Origin of the sequence: Alterirhizorhabdus solaris (assembly GCF_007785815.1) — a bacterium.
GTDB lineage: Bacteria > Pseudomonadota > Alphaproteobacteria > Sphingomonadales > Sphingomonadaceae > Alterirhizorhabdus > Alterirhizorhabdus solaris.
This window is the reverse complement of record NZ_VNIM01000014.1, coordinates 43,506-61,515: the sequence shown is the minus strand read 5'-3', so window position 1 is coordinate 61,515 and position 18,010 is coordinate 43,506. Positions and strand designations below refer to the sequence as shown.

Annotated in this window: 17 protein-coding genes, 1 tRNA gene and 3 pseudogenes; 9 read left to right on the top strand and 12 right to left on the bottom strand. The window is 63.5% G+C overall.

Going from position 1 to position 18,010, the window contains the following annotated elements:
- Positions 1-322 precede the first annotated feature (322 nt).
- The 3 genes from FOY91_RS05600 to FOY91_RS05590 all read right to left on the bottom strand — a co-directional run bounded on the left by FOY91_RS05600 (position 323) and on the right by FOY91_RS05590 (position 2,949).
- Positions 323-1,138, bottom strand: a complete 816-nt coding sequence (locus FOY91_RS05600; RefSeq protein WP_145148987.1) for a ferredoxin--NADP reductase — start codon at positions 1,136-1,138, stop codon at positions 323-325.
- An 84-nt stretch (positions 1,139-1,222) separates the two neighbouring features.
- Complete coding sequence (gene obgE / locus FOY91_RS05595; protein ID WP_145148985.1) at positions 1,223-2,287, bottom strand: GTPase ObgE; 1,065 nt, start codon at positions 2,285-2,287, stop codon at positions 1,223-1,225.
- 47 nt (positions 2,288-2,334) lie between these two features.
- Positions 2,335-2,949: a TetR family transcriptional regulator gene (locus tag FOY91_RS05590; protein ID WP_145148983.1), complete on the bottom strand. Its 615-nt coding sequence runs from the start codon at positions 2,947-2,949 to the stop codon at positions 2,335-2,337.
- 42 nt (positions 2,950-2,991) lie between these two features.
- Here FOY91_RS05590 and FOY91_RS05585 point away from each other — a divergent pair, with 42 nt between their 5' ends.
- Positions 2,992-3,840 (top strand): metal-dependent hydrolase, encoded by an 849-nt coding sequence (locus tag FOY91_RS05585; protein WP_145148981.1) that lies wholly within the window; start codon positions 2,992-2,994, stop codon positions 3,838-3,840.
- A gap of 18 nt (positions 3,841-3,858) precedes the next feature.
- Here FOY91_RS05585 and FOY91_RS05580 read toward each other — a convergent pair whose 3' ends face one another.
- The 3 genes from FOY91_RS05580 to rplU form a co-directional block, all read right to left on the bottom strand.
- Entirely contained in the window at positions 3,859-4,419 is a 561-nt protein-coding gene (locus FOY91_RS05580) for a GNAT family N-acetyltransferase (RefSeq protein ID WP_145148979.1), read from the bottom strand.
- 178 nt (positions 4,420-4,597) lie between these two features.
- Entirely contained in the window at positions 4,598-4,897 is a 300-nt protein-coding gene (gene rpmA, locus FOY91_RS05575) for a 50S ribosomal protein L27 (RefSeq protein WP_145148978.1), read from the bottom strand.
- A 13-nt stretch (positions 4,898-4,910) separates the two neighbouring features.
- A complete protein-coding gene (rplU, locus tag FOY91_RS05570; protein WP_145148976.1) occupies positions 4,911-5,261 on the bottom strand; it encodes a 50S ribosomal protein L21 in 351 nt (116 codons plus the stop codon).
- Positions 5,262-5,557: 296 nt separating this feature from the next.
- Between rplU and FOY91_RS05565 the strand changes: the two genes are divergently transcribed.
- Complete coding sequence (locus tag FOY91_RS05565) at positions 5,558-8,227, top strand: TonB-dependent receptor plug domain-containing protein (protein ID WP_162527144.1); 2,670 nt, start codon at positions 5,558-5,560, stop codon at positions 8,225-8,227.
- Between the two features lie 269 nt (positions 8,228-8,496).
- Here the strand turns inward: FOY91_RS05565 and hspQ are convergent, their stop codons facing one another.
- Positions 8,497-8,865 carry a heat shock protein HspQ gene (gene hspQ / locus FOY91_RS05560; protein ID WP_238995268.1) on the bottom strand — a complete coding sequence of 123 codons (369 nt, stop codon included), beginning with the start codon at positions 8,863-8,865 and terminating at the stop codon, positions 8,497-8,499.
- 129 nt (positions 8,866-8,994) lie between these two features.
- On the opposite strand from hspQ, the gene FOY91_RS05555 reads away from it, so the two are divergent.
- Together FOY91_RS05555 and FOY91_RS05550 are read left to right on the top strand one after the other, a co-directional pair.
- A tRNA-Ser gene (locus FOY91_RS05555) sits at positions 8,995-9,084 on the top strand.
- A gap of 202 nt (positions 9,085-9,286) precedes the next feature.
- Positions 9,287-9,469 carry a hypothetical protein gene (locus tag FOY91_RS05550; RefSeq protein WP_145148970.1) on the top strand — a complete coding sequence of 61 codons (183 nt, stop codon included), beginning with the start codon at positions 9,287-9,289 and terminating at the stop codon, positions 9,467-9,469.
- A gap of 72 nt (positions 9,470-9,541) precedes the next feature.
- Here the strand turns inward: FOY91_RS05550 and FOY91_RS05545 are convergent.
- The 4 genes and pseudogenes from FOY91_RS05545 to FOY91_RS05530 all read right to left on the bottom strand — a co-directional run.
- A pseudogene (locus tag FOY91_RS05545) lies at positions 9,542-9,730 on the bottom strand (transposase); the annotation flags it as partial.
- A gap of 104 nt (positions 9,731-9,834) precedes the next feature.
- Positions 9,835-12,198 carry a S8 family peptidase gene (locus FOY91_RS05540; protein WP_145148968.1) on the bottom strand — a complete coding sequence of 788 codons (2,364 nt, stop codon included), beginning with the start codon at positions 12,196-12,198 and terminating at the stop codon, positions 9,835-9,837.
- Positions 12,199-12,266: 68 nt separating this feature from the next.
- Complete coding sequence (locus FOY91_RS05535) at positions 12,267-13,088, bottom strand: gasdermin (protein ID WP_145148966.1); 822 nt, start codon at positions 13,086-13,088, stop codon at positions 12,267-12,269.
- Positions 13,089-13,713: 625 nt separating this feature from the next.
- Positions 13,714-14,073, bottom strand: a complete 360-nt coding sequence (locus tag FOY91_RS05530) for a hypothetical protein (protein ID WP_145148964.1) — start codon at positions 14,071-14,073, stop codon at positions 13,714-13,716.
- Between the two features lie 134 nt (positions 14,074-14,207).
- Here FOY91_RS05530 and FOY91_RS22775 point away from each other — a divergent pair.
- From FOY91_RS22775 to FOY91_RS05510, 5 genes and pseudogenes are all read left to right on the top strand, one after another.
- Positions 14,208-14,414 (top strand): annotated as a pseudogene (locus FOY91_RS22775) (hypothetical protein); the annotation flags it as partial.
- The gene (locus FOY91_RS05520) at positions 14,345-14,860 is read left to right on the top strand and encodes an IS1595 family transposase (protein ID WP_420822859.1); all 516 of its coding nucleotides are present in this window, start codon (positions 14,345-14,347) and stop codon (positions 14,858-14,860) included. The pseudogene FOY91_RS22775 and the gene FOY91_RS05520, both read left to right, overlap by 70 nt.
- A gap of 157 nt (positions 14,861-15,017) precedes the next feature.
- The gene (locus FOY91_RS05515; protein ID WP_145148960.1) at positions 15,018-16,478 is read left to right on the top strand and encodes an ATP-binding protein; all 1,461 of its coding nucleotides are present in this window, start codon (positions 15,018-15,020) and stop codon (positions 16,476-16,478) included.
- Positions 16,456-16,602 carry a hypothetical protein gene (locus tag FOY91_RS21565; protein WP_162527142.1) on the top strand — a complete coding sequence of 49 codons (147 nt, stop codon included), beginning with the start codon at positions 16,456-16,458 and terminating at the stop codon, positions 16,600-16,602. The genes FOY91_RS05515 and FOY91_RS21565 overlap by 23 nt, the downstream gene beginning before the upstream one ends.
- Before the next feature lie 419 nt (positions 16,603-17,021).
- Positions 17,022-17,777, top strand: a complete 756-nt coding sequence (locus tag FOY91_RS05510; RefSeq protein ID WP_145148958.1) for a hypothetical protein — start codon at positions 17,022-17,024, stop codon at positions 17,775-17,777.
- On the opposite strand, the pseudogene FOY91_RS22690 reads toward FOY91_RS05510, so the two are convergent.
- Positions 17,778-17,897: pseudogene (locus tag FOY91_RS22690) on the bottom strand (IS5/IS1182 family transposase); the annotation flags it as partial.
- Between the last annotated feature and the right edge of the window lie 113 nt (positions 17,898-18,010).

The window sequence follows — 18,010 nt, the reverse complement described above, 5'->3', positions numbered from 1 at the left end:
TGTGCCCGCTCCCGCGTGGCGGCGCGGCAGTTTGGGCACCCCCCCCGGCGCCGGGCCCGAGCGGGCTACGCCGGAGGGCACCCGACGAGCATCGTCCCCGGGGGGGGCGGCGCGGGGAGATTCGGGGGGACCCCCCCGCCCGGCAATCCCCGCCGCACCCGCCCGCCGCCATCGACGAGCAGGGCGGAGCCGATCTTGACGACGAGCCGCGCGCAGGCGGCGGGGGTGAAGCGGGTGGCGGGCATGATGCGCGCTGCCTTACGCGGGTGGACCGGGCGGGTCGAGCCTCACCCGGCGGTCCCCGCCGCCCCGGCGTCAAACCTCAGCCGACGAAGGCGCGCTCGATCACATAGGCGCCGGGCTTGGCGTTGGAGCCTTCCTCGAACCCGGCCGCCTCCAGCGTGGCGGCCAGCTCCTTGATCATCTCCATGCTGCCGCACATCATCACCCGGTCGGTCTCCGGGTCCAGCCGGCTTTCGCCCTCCATGCCGGCGAACAGCCCGCCGTTCTCGATCAGCGTTCCGATCCGCTCGGTCGTGCGGAACGGCTCGCGCGTCACCGTGGGCAGATAGCTGAGCTTCAGCAGCGCCTCGTCCTGCACCAGCGGATCGCCGGCCAGCTGGCTTTCCAGATCGTCACGGAAGGCCAGATCGCTCACCCGCCGCACCGAATGGACGACGCACACCTGCGAGAACATCTCGTAGATATCCGGATCGCGGATCAGGCTGAGGAACGGGCCGAGGCCGGTGCCGGTGGAGAGCAGGAACAACCGCTTGCCGGGCAGCAGCGCATCGGCCACCAGCGTGCCGGTGGGCTTGCGGCCGAGGTACATCTGGTCGCCCGGCTGGATCTGCTGCAGCTTCGAGGTCAGCGGCCCGTCCGGCACCTTGATCGAGAGGAACTCCAGCTCCTCCGCCCACGCCGGGCTGGCGATCGAATAGGCGCGGAGCAGCGGCTTGTTGTCGCCGGGCAGGCCGATCATCACGAACTCGCCCGAGCGGAAGCGGAAGCTGGCCGGCCGGGTGATCTTGAAGCTGAACAGATGCTCGTTCCAGTGGTGGACGGACAGCACCGTCTCCACCGTCAGGCTGTTCGACGGGGTGAGCGTCTGCGCCGCGCCGATGCTGTCAGTCGTCATGCCTTCACGTCCCTTGCCGTTCCGCCGTATCGGCCGCACCGCGACCTGTTAGTGAGAATGGTTCTTAAAAACAATGTGCCCGAATCAGATCGGCGACCACGGCACCGGCTCGGCGGCATCGCCTTCGGCCGAGGCCGTCGCCTCGACGCTGGTCGCCTCGGCCGGGCCGATCGCCGCGACCAGCCGGTCGAGCACGTCGTCGATCCCCGCGCCGCCCGCGCCCGACAGCAGCAGTACCTCGTCGCCGCCCGCCGCCCTGGCCAGCTTGCGCGCGATCCTGGCGACTTCCTTCGGCTCCAGTGCGTCCACCTTGTTCAGCGCCAGCACCTGTGGCTTTTCGGACAGGCCGGCGCCGTAGATATCCAGCTCCTCCTGCACCGTGCGATACGCGCCGACCGGATCCTCGCCGGTGGCATCCACCAGATGCAGCAGCACGCGGCACCGCTCGATATGGCCGAGGAAGCGATCGCCGATGCCCGCACCGTCGGCGGCCCCCTCGATCAGCCCGGGAATGTCGGCGATCACGAACTCGCGGCTGTGGCGCGTCACCACGCCCAGCTGCGGGCGGATGGTGGTGAACGGATAATCACCCACCTTGGCGTTGGCGTTGGTCACGGCGTTGATGAAGGTGGACTTGCCGGCGTTGGGCAGCCCCACTAGCCCGGCGTCGGCCAGCAGCTTCAGCCGCAGCCATACATAGGCTTCCTGATAGGGCCAGCCGGTGCCGTGCTGGCGCGGCGCGCGGTTGGTCGAGGTCTTGTAGCTGGCGTTGCCGCGTCCGCCGTCGCCGCCGGGAAAGAAGATCTCGCGCTGGCCGATCCGCGTCAGATCGAGCAGCACCGTCTCCTTGTCGTCCGACAGCACCTGCGTGCCTACCGGCACGCGGATGACGAGATCCTCGCCGCCCGCCCCGGTGCGGTTCGATCCGGAGCCGCCCTTGCCGCGGGGCGCGCGGAAATGCTGGGTGTAGCGGAAGTCGATGAGCGTGTTCAGGCCGCCCACCGCCTCGAACACGATGTCGCCGCCCTTGCCGCCGTTGCCGCCGTCCGGTCCGCCATATTCGATATATTTCTCGCGCCGGAACGACACCGCGCCCTGGCCGCCCGCGCCCGAGCGGACGAAGATCTTTGCTTGATCGAGGAAATGCATGGCGCGCCGTATAGACGAAATCGCGAAAAGGTCACCCCGCGCGGTGGCTACTTATCCTTGTCCGGCGCAAAGCCCGATGCGGGGGCCGCACCGGGGCCGGTGGCAAGCGCGAGCAGGCGTTCGGTCGCCATCGCCCGCGCCGCCTCGCGCGGCAGGCCCAGCGCCTGCGCCATCTCGCCCCCCATCAGCGCATCGCCCAGCGCGGTGAGCACCAGCGTGAGCGTGATCGCCTCCACCGGCCGCCCCTCGTGCGGGCCGAGCTGGTCGACGAGCTGACGAGTGGCCGTCACGATCGGGTCGAGCGCGGCGCGATCGCCCGACAGGATCGCCCAGGAGGCGAGCGCGCCGCCGCCCTCGCGCCCGAACGCATCGAAGGTGAGGTCCACGATCAGCCGGGGGTCCGCCTCGCCGGCGCGCGCACGGCGCACCGCCTCGCCGATGCCGGCGGTGATTCGTTCGGCCAGGCTGGCGGTGAGCGCGCGTTGCAGCCCGGCCGCCGAGCCGAAGTGGTGCAGCAGGTTGCCGTGGGTGCGGCCGACGCGCGCCGCCACCGCCTTCAGCGTCACCGCCTGCGGGCCCTGCTCGATCAGCAGCACGCGTGCCGCCTCCAGCGCGGCCTCGCGGCTGGCGGCGGGGGTAAGGCGGGTCCGTGTTATTGACATTCTTGTCAGTACCGCGCACATAAGGGAGGATTGGAGACAGACATGCGTGACTTCACCCCTCCCGATCTCGCCATTCGCCCGCGCGACCGCCGTTTCGGCAGGGGCGCGCGCACCGCGCGGTGGTGGCTGGGCGGCGATCCCGTGGCAACCGCCTTCTACAACGCGCTGTCCGTCACCTTCCCCAAGGGCGAGGCGTTTTTCGTGGAGAGCGTTCGCCATTTCCGCGACGGCACCCCCGCCCGGCTGGCCGGCGAGATCGCGGCCTTCACCAGGCAGGAGGTGCTGCACAGCCGCGAACATGTGGCGTTCAACCGCCGCGTGGCGGAGGCCGGCTACGACGTGTCGCGGCTGGAAGCGGCGGTGGACGAGCGGCTCGCCTTCGTGCGGGCCAAGCCGCCGATCGCAAGCCTCGCCGCGACGATGGCGCTGGAGCATTTCACCGCGATCCTCGCTCACGCGCTGCTGGCTGACCCGCGTCATCTGGCGGCGGCGGATGCCGAGTCTGCCGCGCTGTGGCGCTGGCACTCGATCGAGGAGATCGAGCACAAGGGCGTCGCCTACGACACCTGGCTGCACGCCACGAAGGACTGGCCGCGGTTCAAACGCTGGTCGGTGAAGAGCAAGGTGATGCTGCTGGTGACGCGCAACTTCCTGGTCGATCGCACCGCCGGCATTCTCGATCTGCTGCGGCAGGACGGGCTGACCGGGCCGCGCGTGTGGGCGCGTATGGCGTGGTTCGCCTTCGCCCGGCCGGGCATGATGCGGCGGATCATGGGGGCGTGGGGCGCCTTCTTCCTCCCGGGCTTCCACCCGTGGCGGCACGACGATCGCGCGCTGATCGCCGCCGCCGACAGTGCGTATCAGGATGCCCGTCTGCCGCTGGCGGCCTGATCCGCCGCCCGCCGCCCTTCAGGCGGCGAGGCGAGGCGCGCGGGCGGTGTCGATCAGAATCGCATCGTCCTCGCGCGCATACCCGGCGCTGGGCACCAGCCCGCCGCGCGCATGGCAGGCGCGCATCGACACCCGGCCGGTGACGGTGAAGCCCAGCTTGCGCAGGACATGGCTGGAAGCAGGGTTGTCCAGGTGGCAGTGGGCGGTCAGCCGCGGCACCCGCAGGCTCTGATGCGCCAGCGCCACCACGGCGCGCCCGGCTTCCGTGGCGAAGCCGAGACCCCAGTAGGGCCGCGCGATCCAGTAGCCGAGTTCCGCCTCGCCCGCCGCCGTGGGGGTCAGCCCGATTCCGCCGACGAGGCGCGGTGATCCCCAGGTGCGGGCGAAGATCAGCAGATCGGGCAGCGGGCCATGCCGCGTGCCGTCGCGCAGGAAGGCCTCGGCATCGCGTACGCCATAGGGCCACGGCGCGCGCGCCAGATTGCGGACGACCGCTTCGTCCCCGATGGCATGGGCCAGCGCGGGCGCATCCTCGATCCAGCCGGGGCGCAGCATCAGCCGCTCGGTACGTGCGAACATCGCATTCATCTCCTTCGTGCCGGGCGCCATGCCTCAATCGGGTTACAGCGGCGCGACAGCCTGCAAGCGGCCATGAGGGAGACAGCAAAAAGGGAGCCGGTGCGACCCGTCTCCCTCACGATCCGCCGTGGCGGATCTTCGGGTCGCCCATCAGGCGACCCGACAATCGGTTCGCCCGTTATTCGGCGGCTTCGAGGGCCGCCCCATTGTCGTTGGCGCCATCGTTGGCCGCATCGACGCGCACATATTTGCGGCCGAGCTTGCCCTGATGGAAGGCCACGCGGCCTTCGACGAGCGCGAACAGCGTGTGATCCTTGCCCATGCCGACATTGCGGCCCGGGTACACGCGGGTGCCGCGCTGGCGGATGATGATGTTGCCGCCGATCACTTCCTGACCGCCGAACTTCTTGACGCCGAGGCGCCGACCGGCCGAATCGCGACCGTTGCGCGAGGAGCCGCCTGCTTTCTTATGTGCCATTGTCCGTTACTCCTCAGGCTTCCGCGGCCACCGGCGCTTCCGCCCGGGCCTTCGTTTCCGCCTTGTGATCGCCGATCGCGGTGATGCGCAGGATGGTGTGCTGCTGGCGATGGCCGTTCTTGCGGCGGTAGTTGTGACGACGACGCTTCTTGAAGACGATGACCTTGTCGGCCTTCGCCTGCGCGATGATCTCGGCCGAGACGGTCAGACCCGCCACGTCCTGCACTTCACCGTTGTTGCCGGCGAACAGCACGTCGCCGAGCGACACGGTCGATCCCGCGTCACCCGCGATCTTCTCGACGACGATCTTGTCTCCGGCGGCAACGCGATACTGCTTGCCGCCCGTGCGCACGATAGCGAACATGGGCCTCATCACTTCCTGAAAGACGATCCGCACGAACCGACCGGACCACGGCGACATGCCACGGCCCGACACTCCGCGCGGGAAGATGGCGCTGTTATGCGAGACGTCTGCCCGAGTCAATCACGCGGCCTCCGATCACCCGATCCGGCGGTGCCAGGTTTATGTCGGATTTGTTGCACGATCGCTACACGGCGCGGGATTGTGTTGTCCGCCAGCAGTTTACGGTGGCGACGACGCCTGCGGCCATGCTCCCTGACGACGGATGGCCCGGGGCAGGGCCGTGCAGGGAGAAAGCAATGACCATCTTGAAGGCGGCGCTGGCCGCGTCGGTGTCGCTCGCCGCATTCGTTTCCGCTACGGCAGCGGCGCAGGAAACCGCGATCGCCCCCGGCGTTGCCGACAGCGAGGGCAGCGATTCGCCGAGCGAGACGATCATCGTCACCGGCACCCGCCGCACCGACCGCACCGTCGCCGACAGCCCGGTGCCGGTCGACGTCATCACCGCCGCCGCCCTGCAGACCAACGGCTATACCGAGACGAACAAGCTGCTGAACACGCTGGTGCCCAGCTTCAACTTCCCCCAGCCCTCGATCACTGACGGTACCGATACGGTGCGCCCGGCCACGCTGCGCGGCCTCAGCCCCGATCAGACGCTGGTCCTCATCAACGGCAAGCGCCGCCACACCACCGCGCTGCTCAACATCAACGGTTCGGTCGGGCGCGGCTCCTCGGCGGTGGACATCAACCTGATCCCGTCGATCGCGCTCGGCCGCGTCGAGGTACTGCGCGACGGCGCGGCCGCGCAATACGGCTCCGATGCGATCGCCGGCGTCATCAACTTCCAGCTGGCCAACAAGCGCGATTTCAGCGGCCGCGCCACCATCACCTACGGCCGCTACGAAAGCCATGTGAACGGCATCGAAGGCTTTACCGGCCTGGCGGTGAACGGCGCGGGCCAGCCGACGCTGGCGCCGGAGGCCACCAGCCTCACCAACGGCGTGTTCAACACCACCACCACCGGCAAGGACCGCCACGTCGACGACGGCCGCACCGTGACGGTGGCCGGCCCCGTGGGCCTGCCGATCGGCGAGGAGGGCTATCTCGACGTCTCGGCCGAATATCAGGATCGCAACCCGACCAACCGCACCGGCTACGATCCGCGGCAGCAGTACGACCGCATCGGCGGCCTCGTCGATTCGCGCGAGTTCACGGTCAACCGCCTCAACCACCTCTATGGCGATGCCGACACCAAGGACATGAAGCTGTTCGTCAACGCGGGCGCCCCGATCACCGACGGGATCGAGCTGTATGCGTTCGGCAGCTACAACTTCCGCGATGGCGCCAGCGCCGCCTTCTTCCGCCGCCCGCTGGCGGCCGACGGGCGCAACATCGCCGCGATCTACCCCGACGGCTTCCTGCCGGTCATCAACACCGCGCTGTACGACATCTCCGGCAACGCCGGCGTGCGGGGCGAAGTGGGCGGCTGGAACTACGACCTGTCCGGCGGGGCGGCGCGCAACCGCATCGACTTCTTCATCTCCGACACGCTGAACCGCTCGTTCGGGCCGACCAGCCCGCAGGCGTTCGACGCGGGCCAGCTGCAATACAGCCAGACGACCGCGAACCTGGACGTGAACCGCGAGATCGCCGTCGGCTTCCTCTCCAAGTTCAGCGTGGCCGGCGGCCTCGAATATCGCCGCGAGACGTTCCAGATCAAGGCGGGCACGCCGGGCAGCTATGCCGGCGGCACCTTCGGCGGCGCTTCGGGCGCGCAGGGGTTTCCCGGCTTCGCCCCGGTGATCGGCGGGCAGCGGGTGGACCAGCTGCGGTCGCGCGACAACGTGTCCGCCTATGTCGAGCTGGACGCCGACGTGAGCGACCGCTTCAACGTGCAACTGGCCGGCCGCTACGAGGACTATTCGGACTTTGGATCGGACTTCAACGGCAAGGCCGCCGCCCGGCTGGAGCTGGTGAAGGGCTTCGCGATCCGCGGGGCCGCCTCCACCGGCTTCCGCGCGCCCTCGCTCCAGCAGCAGTTCTATGCGGCGCAGGCGACCAACAACGTCAACGGCGTGCTGCTGGAGACGGTGACGCTGCCGGTGGACAACCCGATCGCCACCGCGCTGGGTGCGACCGCGCTCGATCCCGAAACCTCGGTCTCCTATTCGGCCGGCTTCGTCTTCGACGCGGTTTCGCGGCTGAACGTGACGGTGGACGTCTATCAGGTATCGATCGACGACCGCATCGTGGTGACCGAGAACCTCACCGCCAACCGCGCGGCGGGCGCCACCGGCGCGGGGGCCGCGATCGCGCGCATCCTCGACGGGGCGGGCTTCAACAACACCAACGCCGCGCGCTTCTTCGTCAACGGCCTCGATACGCGCACGCGCGGCCTGGATGCGGTGGGCACCTACCGGATCGACGTGGCCGAGGGCCGGCTGAACCTGACCGCCGGCTTCAACTACAACAAAACCAAGGTGAAGAAGGTGCTGGCCGCCCCCGGCCCGCTGGCCAACGTGCCCGGCATCATCCTGTTCGGCCGGCAGGAGCGGCTGCGCCTGACCGACGGCCAGCCGCGCACCAAGGTGAACTTCTCGGCCGATTTCGATCGCGACTGGCTGGGCATCACCGCCCGCACCACCCGCTACGGCAAGGTGCTGGCCGCCGGCGGCGAGCTGGGGCCGAGCGGCAGCGGCGTGTTCAACGACCTTGAGCTGAAGGCCAAGTGGGTGACCGACTTCGAGCTGCGCGCCACGCTGAACGAGAAATATGAGCTGGCGATCGGCGCGAACAACGTGTTCGACGTGTACCCCACCAAGGTGCCGACCGGCCTTGCCGGGGTAAGCGCTACGAACGGCGCCAACGTGTATTTCCCGTCGACCAACTATGTCGCGCCGTGGTCCGCCTTCTCGCCGTTCGGCTTCAACGGCCGCTACCTCTACGCCCGCGCCACCGCGCGCTTCTGAGTCGGGGGAGGGGGCGCCCCCTCCCCGCACAGAACGGGCCGCCTCACGATCGTGAGGCGGCCCGTTTCCTGTTTGGCGATAATCCCGACACTGGGCTGCGCTCAGGCGCAGATCACGGGAAAATCGGTTGCCTTTCCCAGCGAACTCGCGGGGCCACGCGGTGGCTGATGCCTGATGTCGCGAAACGGCGGTCGTAGGCTGTCCCGCCTTCGCTCGGCACGAGGACGATCGCAACGCCTGCGGACCGACGCGACCCCGTGCGGCCGACCCTAGTGGCGGTGCTCACGCTTCAGGGCATAACGGCCGTCGTGAAACTCATCGAACAGGCCGGAGATCGCCGGATGCTCGATCGGCTCCTCGCTCTCGTCATGCTCCAGATTCTGCTGGCTCACGTAGGCGACATAGGTGCTGTCCGCATTTTCGGCGAGCAGGTGGTAGAAGGGCTGGTCCCGGCGCGGGCGCACGTCGGCGGGGATCGCGTCGTACCATTCCTCGCTGTTGGCGAAGACCGGATCGACATCGAACACGACGCCGCGAAACTCCAGCAGGCGATGCCGCACGACGTCGCCGATCGAAAACTGCGCGTGGGCGATCGTCGGCGCATCCGAGACGGAGCGCGTACCGTAGGGAAGGGGCATCGCGTGGTTCATCGCCCTTATTTAGTCTCGCCGGCCCGGGAGGCAAGCTCATGCTTGGCAAGCGGTTTCGGTTCGGCTAACAGCGCCGCTCATCGATCGGCCCCGGCTCCCCAGCCGGCCTCGCTTTGCGGAGAGGTGCCAGAGTGGTCGATTGGGACGGTCTCGAAAACCGTTGTGGGTGCAAGCTCACCGTGGGTTCGAATCCCACCCTCTCCGCCAGCGACCTTGTTCAAGTAGCTAATAGATAGCGGAAAATTAAGTTTGTGAAATTTGGGCCCCACTCTCGGCCCCATTTTGGCTATTTGGTTGCTTGGGTGGCCTTCCCTCTGCCAGTCTCCTGTTGGACGGGATATGGCGCGTCGAAATTTCTCGCGGGTTTTGGGGCGAGCTATCTTGCTTTCTTCTCGACACGCTCACAACCGTGAACATCATTACCACGCACGAGATAACGGAGCGGGTGATGTCGAGCCGCCGGATAGACCCGGCCAACGCTAACGCCATCCTGCTGATGAACCGGCGCGTGGGAGGCGCGCTCGCCAAGCTGGAGAGCATGCACGATCATATCCGGTCAGTGAAGGAACGCCCGAACGGGATGAAGCGGTGATTTGTGGAGGCTTGCTGCAGCCAGCCCCTCCATCATCTGGAGGAAGACACCCTTTTCTCCCCATCGCTTTCACCGGTTGTAGAGCGTCTTGTGCGGGCCGTAATCCTTTGGCGCATCACACCAGCGCAGGGCGTTGCGATTGACGAAAACTATGTCGCTCAGCACTCGCCGGTCATCGACGCGCGGCCTGCCATGGTTCTTGGGAAAGTACGGCCGAAGGCGCGCCATCAGCTCGTTGGTCAGCCAGTACAGGTTGCTCATGCCAGTTTACTCACGGAGCCTGAATCAGATCGCGACACTCATATCAACGGGTCCTGACCCTAGGTTCATAACATGCGTATTCCCGGGCTATTTAGGGCTCATTGCTAGCCTACCTGCAGCGCCAGCATCTTGATCAGATTTGGCAGTCCTGCTCCCTGCATGTATTTATCACGGCCGAGATCCATGCAGCCGCCCATCAGGTAGCGCTTCACGCGGTCAGGCTCCCCAATGAATTCACGCCGGGCTGAAAGGAACGCGGCCAGCAGGCCGGACACGTGGGGGGCGGCCATGCTCGTGCCGCTCCGCTCGACATACAGATCGTCAATCGCGGGAGCATCCTCCACGCCGTGTATCCAGTCGTGTCGGGCCGAGAGGACTCGCTCGCCCGGCGCGACCACGTCCGGTTTTGCGCGCCCATCTGCAGTGGGCCCGCGCGATGAGAAGAACGAGATACCATAGGTATACGGATTGGTCTTGTGCACCGATCCGACGGCGATCGCCTCCTCTAGATTCGCGGGATCTCCGATCGACAGGTCGAGGTTCGCCTGCACTAGTCCGCCCTCAGATCGCAGCACCACATAGCCTTCGTTGCCTGCGGCGAGTACAACCAGCACCCCCTGCCGCCACAATCGCTTGATCTCTTGGCACAAAGGTGTGTGGCCGCAATTATAGACGCTCGGGTCGAAGCTCCCGCCGAGGCTGAGGTTGACCCCGTGGATCACTAGCCGGCTGGAATTCTCATTTAGCTGCGCAACCTGGTCCAACGCCTTGATGATCGACGCATCGCTGCCGTTCCCGTCCCTTGCCAGCACCCTGAACCCGTACAGGCGGCAGCGGGGCGCCATTCCGCGAAAGGTCTCAACTCCAGCCTTCGTGCCGGTATTGTGCTCACCGGCAATAATCGCCGCCACATGCGTCCCGTGACCGTTCCCGTCGAAGCGGGCGAACTCCTTTTCACTTGGACGGATGAGGCGAGGAGGACCGACGCTCATGCAATCATATTGCTCGACCACGAGGTTCGTGGCCGAGGCATTGAAGTGCGGGTGACCCGCGGCAATGCCTGTGTCGAGCACGGCCCAGGCAATACCCTGTCCGTTCGCACCGTAGCCGAGATTTGCCGGAGCCGCTTGGATCGTGTTGGTCGACCGGTGAATTAGCGCCCGCTTCTCCGCATTGCGCCACATGGCCTTGATCGACAGCTCTTCGTCCAAGCTGCGCAGGGTCTCCACTTCCTTGCGCGTCAGCCTGGCAGATACGAAGCGGCGCAGGCGATCGAATTGCGCATCCTCCCACTCGCTGCCGCTGTCGACGACCAGCTTGCGGATCTTGTGTTCGACCAGACTCGCTGCCTCGTCCAGCGTCGCGGTCGATGCTGCATCCTCGTTGACCAGCTGGATCAGCACGGGCTGCCGCTCACGCGGAAGCGCGTTCTCCATCGCAGACACCAAGTCCTTGGCGATAACGAACGGCGCGATGGATTGCGCAAACGCCGGCCCGACGACATCCAGTACCGTGTCGCGCACGATCTGCGTCGCTAGATAGCCAGTGGCCGAATGCGGGTGGCGCGGCGAGTCCGTGTTGAGGCCGAATTCCCGCACATTCTTGAGCGACCCCGGGAAATCACCGCGGAGGTCGGAGTCGATCGCGACCGGATCGAGGCAATCGGCTATGTTGACCCATCTGCGGACGCAGGCGGGCTGGACCAAGGGACCCTCATGCCAGCGGCGAAGCTCATCCTGCACCTCCTGCATGCCGAGCGGCGATCCGACCGTGAGCAGCAGCGGAACGTCGTAGCGGGCCGGATCGAGTTCGCGCAGCACGTCGTAGGCTATTATCGAGCCTTGGCTGTGCGCGACCACCACGAAGGGCCCGCCACCACTGTCCAAGCGCGAGCGGAAGGCTTCGCGCATGGCATGGCGGCGCGCGTCGACGTACAGGAAATCGTTGACATCGCGTAGAAATGCTCGGGTCAGCTTGCCCGCCAGGATCCGACGGAGGAAGGCGGGCAACGGAAGCACCTTGGCGCTGACCGGGCCGAACAGGTCCGAGCCGCCCTCACCGAACTCGTCGCCTCCGGCTACGACCCGCTCGGCGATGCGCTGGAGAACGCGCCGGCGTTCGGAATTATTGTCCGCCAGAGCTTCCACTTCGCGCTCAATGGCGAGAGTTTCGGTGCCCGGTTCGGCGGTAGCGAGCGCGATTACGGCGCGGGTGGACACCTCTTGATCGTCCACCCGCACCAAGTCGGGGTCACCGCACGTCTCGTCGAGCGGCACTGGGTAGAAGTCACGGTTGACCCAGTAGCACATCCGGCTTCGATCACCGAGTTCTGCTCCGAACAAGGCCGTATCCCATTGGCACTTCAGGACCGACGAAGGCGGCTTGTTAGCGATGCCGTGCACATAGATGATTGTCCGAGGACTCACAGGTCTGGCGGCATCGCTCGCAGCAGGCTCCTGGTTGGGCATGGCGATGCTTTCTCCCCCCGGTTCAGTTCGCACGGGTCGGCTCGGGCGCCGACGTGTCGCTTAGGCCTTCACTGGGACTCCTCGACCGCACGCTCCGGCTCCCAGCCAAGGACGGCGGGCGCAAGCTCCGCCTCGAACTCCTCTTCGGTGGCCGCCCCCCTGCTATCCTGGGATAGGATCTGGACCCCGCCGACCTTGGTGGCCTTGAGGGTGAGCCGGGCCTGACTCGAGCTGCCGGTCTTCTGCAGCTGGAAGAGCTTGGCCGCGAACGGAACGCCCGTGGTCCCCTCGAACGTCACGGTAGAGTCGTCAGCACCGCCCGCCTTGACTGTGAGACTACCGCCCACCGCGCCTGAAATCACGGGCACGTCCACTTTCGCGTTCGTATCGCGTTCCGAATGGCCAGTGACCGTGATCTTCCTGGCCCTGAGCACTGAAGTGATCAAATAAAGGTGATCGTCCAGCCAGCTGCGCAGCAGCCCCGGCTGGGGCACCGCCACTCCGTTCAGGTGCTGCTCCAAAGCCACCGCGTTCAGGGTCTCGCTGGAAATGCCGTCGTACGAGAAGGTGAGCTTGCGCGCGGCCTTGAAGCCGGCCTCCAGTCCCAACGTGCCCCCGCCGAGCGCAGCGATCAGCCCGGCTAGGATCTTGATGCCCGCGCCGACATCCACGCTGCGCGTGCGCTCCCCGGCGATCGCCGGGAGGTTGACGTTCTGTTCGGGCTGCGGGAGCTTGACGGCGATCCCCGGCGCAAGTTGCTCGAACGCATTCTCGTGCCCCCTTGCGCCGTCCCGCTCGAAGATGAGGGTCAGCAGCCTAAACTCGGGGCTAGGAAGCCCGATGCCGGTGTAACCTTTCGCCGCCAGATGCGTCGTCCATTGATCGGCCACGATTTTCTCCTGCAGGTGTGCGGACGCGATGCAATCAGTTTGCGGTCCGGACTCCTCACACAATCGCACGGCACCCGCTAAGACGGGATTTCGGCATAGCTCTTGAGGGTCGGAGGCAATCTTACGCCAACTAACGCCAAGCATGCGAGACGGGTCTCGCTGCATGAAGGCGCATCAGGAAGATTACACGCTTTACCTTTGCCGTAAAGCACAAGAATCGAGGAGGTACGACGGTGCCACGAGAGGATCCAGAATGGCCGTGCTCATTCAAGCAGGCCTCATCTGCGTTCGTCGTCAAGAGGCTGAACAAAGAGCGTGGCTCCAGTCGGTTCACCATCCGAGTTGGCATGACCGAGCGGTCTCCATCATCCGCCCCAGAACAGGGGAAACGGCCTCCCCCTTAACATTCAGCACGCGCATCGCAGTGCTTGGAACTCGTCGTGAGACTGTACTTAGCAAGCATCTGTCCTTGAATAGCGGCCAAGTGGCTTCTCGGCCTTCGCACAGCCGGCTTATGCGGAAGCCGCATGTCATGGCTGCAACTCCGAAGAGCGGGGGCGCGTGACTTCGTTCCTATCCAACATCGCCCGCGGCTTTGCGGGTAGCTAAGCTATCACGCCACGCGTTAGGCTGCCTTGTTTGCGATCCGAGTGGTGATCAGAGCGCCGATGCTTGAGACGGCGAAGATGACTAGAACACGACCGATGCAGGCGTAGCGAGCCACGTCCTTTGCGGCAGCTGCATCCCTTAGCTGGTTGAGAGCGAGGCTCTCCAATTCAAAGCAACCGACCACCGCCGCGGCATATATTACGGCCAAGGCGAACGTCACGCCGACTACGAAGTGGCTTCCTCTAACCACGGAGGCCATGAGTCTGTCATTTCGAAAAAGGGCCGTGACGAAGAAAAGTGATTGAGCGACGTGAAACGCTAAGACGCCGTTCGCCAGATCGAAGAGTTTGCCTGAGAGATCCTCATAATAAGCCACCGGCATTCTCCCTTTGTCGGGGAACACCGGCTCGGCACCCCGATCTGGCCTGCAGGAAAGGGCCGCCGCAACGTCGGCTCCCCTTGGACGTAGACGATTCTCCTCTTAGGGTACAGCGGGCTCTGTCAAACCAAATGCACCGGCTGTTCTCGGGAGGTGAGCGAGGCAAAGTAGGGCGTGCTCCGGGCCCGCAAGCCAGTCCGTTCCGCTATTTCAACCCGTTACCAGAGATGATCCGGCTGGTGGTGCTGAGGTAAGGCCGCTTTCCAATGTGGCTTCGCAACGTGGAGGGCCTGCTGTTCGAGCGCGGGATCGACATCTGCCACGAGACGGCTCGGATGACTTCAGCCACCGGCGTGCCCGTCTCCGCCTGCTTCAGAAGCGCTCGTTTGTCGTCAACGCCGTGAATGCCGCCACGATCATGCCGATCGTCAAGGCGAACATCGCCAAGGAAGCGATGGTCATGACCGATGATAGCGGCGTCTACCTCAAGGCCGGCGACAATTTTCATGCCCATGGCGTCGTGAACCACAGCGCCGAAGAGTACGTTGCCGGCATCGCTCACACGAACACGATCGAGGGCAGTTTCTCGATCTTCAAGCGTGGCATGAAGGGCGTCTACCAGCATTGCGGCGAGCAGCACCTTCACCGCTATCTGGCGGACTTCGATTTCCGCTACACGCATCGCGAGCGCACCGGCTTCAACGATGCGGCGCGGGCCGATCAGGCGATCAGGGGCATCGTCGGCAAGCGCCTGACCTACCGCAGACCTGACATCGACGGTTAAGGTTGGCCGCGTGCTTCGCGGGACGCGAAATCGGTCACGCTGGCGAACGAAGCCGAAACACGGCTAGAGGCGCATCTTAAGTGCGCACGATTTTCCCTTGTTTATCAACGGTTTGGTCGAGTTTGACGGTTAAGCATCCGCAAGGTACCTTATTTGCATGCTTCAAATTTCTCGCGATGACATTGATGCTCGGTTAGCGTTGGATAATCCGTGGTGGGACTCCGACGATCCCAGCTCGTTACCAACGGCAAATCTCCCAGAGCGCGTCTACCTGGCGCCATTCTGTAAACTGGCTCTGAACTTCAGGGTCAAGCGCGCTGCAATCTTGATGGGACCGCGTCGAGTTGGCAAGACGGTTATGATACGACAATTGGCAGCGAAGGCGTTGGAGCAGGGGATGCCCGGCTCTAACATTTTGTATGCCAGTATCGATACACCGCTGTACTCTAACCAACCTTTGTCGTTCTTCGTCGACGCGGTCTTACCCGCTTCGCGGGGAGAGCAATGCCTTATAATGTTCGATGAGATACAATACCTTCGCGACTGGCAGGTTCACTTAAAGGATCTTGTAGACACCTATCCGAACGTCCGGTTCGTTGCCTCGGGCTCGGCCGCCGCAGCTTTAAAGCTTCGCAGCCAAGAGTCTGGCGCTGGCCGTTTCTCGGACTTCGTTTTGCCCCCACTCACGTTCAGCGAATATGTAGATTTCTCTGGCAACAAAGACCTCGTGCAACAGGGTGAGCACAGAGGATGGTATCACTGTCAAAATATACAATTATTGAACAAGTTGTTTATCGATTACCTGAATTATGGGGGTTACCCGGAGGCAGTATTTAACGAAGAAGTGCGCAGAAATCCTGACCGCTTTATACGAAGCGACATCGTCGAGAAGGTGCTTCTTAACGACTTGCCGAGTTTGTACGGAATAAATAACATTCAAGAGTTGAAAAAGTTGTTTATGTTCCTTGCATATAATGCGGGACATGAGGCTAGTTATGAGGGAATTTCCCAAGAGTCAGGTATATCAAAAAATATCGTACGAACTTACATCGAGTATCTAGAAAGCGCGTTCCTCATAATAAAGCTTCCCACTGTGAACGAGTCGTGCCGATCAATGCAACGAGAGAGGAACTTCAAGGTTTATCTCAGCAACCCTTCGATGCGCGCCGCCCTTTTTACGGTAGCGAAGGAAACGGACCACTCCCTGATCGGGCACTTGGCAGAGTCCGCCGTATTTAGTCAGTGGCAGCATTCTTTGTCTTTCTCCAACTTGCGGTATGCGAGATGGCGCGGCGGTGAAGTAGACGTTGTCTCCATAAGCGAAGCCGAACAGAAGGCGCAATGGGCTGGAGAGATAAAGTGGTCAGATCGGATCGCAGCAAAGCCAGAGGTCGAGCTGAAACATCTTAGAGTATTGCTGTCAAAACAGCCGAAGACAAGGGCTGTGTTTTTCACGACTAAGACCGTGTCCTTGGACGATGTTTACATAGAGGGCAGGAAGATACTAATCCTACCTACCTCTCTCTACTGCTATACCGTTGGAAAGAACGCGGCTCAGAGCGCTAAGAAATTTGCACACCTTGGAGTTGACGATCATGATGAAGACTCCGACGACTAGTTCGAACCAACTCGACAAATTCAAAGAAGCCGCTCGCGCTCTAGAGTGCGACGACGACGAGGCGCGCTTTGACGAGCGGGTGAAGAAGCTGGTGAAGTATAAGCCGGTGGAGAAGCCGGAGTGAGCGCGTGGCTTGCTGCGGCCACTGCGCTTGCTTTCAATCTGGCATGCTCGTCGCCAAACGAACATCCAAATAAGTCTGTGCTGCGCATAAACTTGCAGAACAAGAGATGGTGCAGGGATGAATGTCGAGAAACGACTCCGATTTACTCAGTAAACAACCGCGAGATCGTTCTCGACTGGGAAAAAGACGAGAAGTCTCTTTATTGGGCAAAAATTAATCGAGAAAGCGGACTGTATCGGGTATATTTCAAGAGCGTCGGAGACCCGATAATAGTTCAAGTTCAATGTGCGAAAATGCCTTTCACTGGGTTTCCGCATCCGAAGTTTTAGGCGGGTTTGTCAAATACGCAATCGCTAAAAACAGGGGGGGCGTCAAGACACTATGCTAAGGGGCCGTAATAAGCGATTAAGGAGTCCAGAATGGTTGATCCGCATTGCATCGTAGTGGCGCAGTCGTTGGTGAAATCTGTTCCGACCGCGCTGTTATGTTACCTCAAGTCCAGCAAAGACGCCGGCTGGTTCAGCCCGGCGGCGTTGCCGGCGCTTATCGCGTTTGCAGGCGGTCTGATCGGCCTGCTCTGGAATGGATGGCTGCAACGACGGGTCGACCAAAAGAAGCGTGATCAGACCGAACAAACAGCACGCGCCATCGCCTACGCCGAACTTTGGCGGATTTGGCGCGAAACAAACTATGCAGTCGAGTTCGTGAAAAACGACTCCGCCTTTCAAGGAGGAATGATCTGGATTCCTGTCTTCCGATCGATCTTCCCGAACAAGGACAATTTGGCCCGCATCGAACCACTGACGGCAAAGGAAGTCGGCTCCATCACGTCGGCCTTTTATGTTTATCAGGAAGCGATGGTTTTCCTCAAAGCGGCAGCTTACGCTGTTTTGCCGCTAGTCGAGCAGCACGGCTCGGGCGTGCTGAAGAGGCGGGCACCGTTCTTTTCGCTCGATGAAGATGCGATCGAGTATGTGTACAAGATCGACGGTCAGTCCGAGGTCGGTCGGCGAGAAGAGGTCCTGAAGTGGCTTCGCATCATCGCGGGCCAGGTCGGAAAGGCGCTCAAGGAGATCGAACGCTCCGTTGAAATGCGGTTTCCGCGGTCAGATTTGGCCGTTGAGGTAAGAAGGAAGAACAGCACTACGGTTCTAGGCGTCGTGGACAAAGAGTAGTCACAGGAGTGCTGAGGCAAGGCTGACGAAGCCGAGATAAGACTCTTTGGTTTTGTCATATCGCGTGGCGACGCGGCGCCAGTTCTTGAGCTTGCTGAACAGGCGCTCGACAAGATTGCGGCAAGGATCACTGACAAATTGACGGATGCTTCGGAGAGATTCCAATTCGGCCCCTGCGATCTTGCAGCGGACAGGGTGAACGAACGGCAGGTTTCGGGAGAAACAGCCGTTCA

Excerpts from the sequence above, each read along its gene's own strand:
- FOY91_RS05600 (WP_145148987.1), bottom strand. The coding sequence starts at position 1,138 with ATGACGACTGACAGCATCGGCGCGGCGCAGACGCTCACCCCGTCGAAC.
- obgE (WP_145148985.1), bottom strand. The coding sequence starts at position 2,287 with ATGCATTTCCTCGATCAAGCAAAGATCTTCGTCCGCTCGGGCGCGGGC.
- FOY91_RS05590 (WP_145148983.1), bottom strand. The coding sequence starts at position 2,949 with ATGTCAATAACACGGACCCGCCTTACCCCCGCCGCCAGCCGCGAGGCC.
- FOY91_RS05585 (WP_145148981.1), top strand. The coding sequence starts at position 2,992 with ATGCGTGACTTCACCCCTCCCGATCTCGCCATTCGCCCGCGCGACCGC.
- FOY91_RS05580 (WP_145148979.1), bottom strand. The coding sequence starts at position 4,419 with ATGTTCGCACGTACCGAGCGGCTGATGCTGCGCCCCGGCTGGATCGAG.
- rpmA (WP_145148978.1), bottom strand. The coding sequence starts at position 4,897 with ATGGCACATAAGAAAGCAGGCGGCTCCTCGCGCAACGGTCGCGATTCG.
- rplU (WP_145148976.1), bottom strand. The coding sequence starts at position 5,261 with ATGTTCGCTATCGTGCGCACGGGCGGCAAGCAGTATCGCGTTGCCGCC.
- FOY91_RS05565 (WP_162527144.1), top strand. The coding sequence starts at position 5,558 with ATGACCATCTTGAAGGCGGCGCTGGCCGCGTCGGTGTCGCTCGCCGCA.
- hspQ (WP_238995268.1), bottom strand. The coding sequence starts at position 8,865 with ATGCCCCTTCCCTACGGTACGCGCTCCGTCTCGGATGCGCCGACGATC.
- FOY91_RS05540 (WP_145148968.1), bottom strand. The coding sequence starts at position 12,198 with ATGCCCAACCAGGAGCCTGCTGCGAGCGATGCCGCCAGACCTGTGAGT.
- FOY91_RS05515 (WP_145148960.1), top strand. The coding sequence starts at position 15,018 with ATGCTTCAAATTTCTCGCGATGACATTGATGCTCGGTTAGCGTTGGAT.
- FOY91_RS21565 (WP_162527142.1), top strand. The coding sequence starts at position 16,456 with ATGATGAAGACTCCGACGACTAGTTCGAACCAACTCGACAAATTCAAA.
- FOY91_RS05510 (WP_145148958.1), top strand. The coding sequence starts at position 17,022 with ATGGTTGATCCGCATTGCATCGTAGTGGCGCAGTCGTTGGTGAAATCT.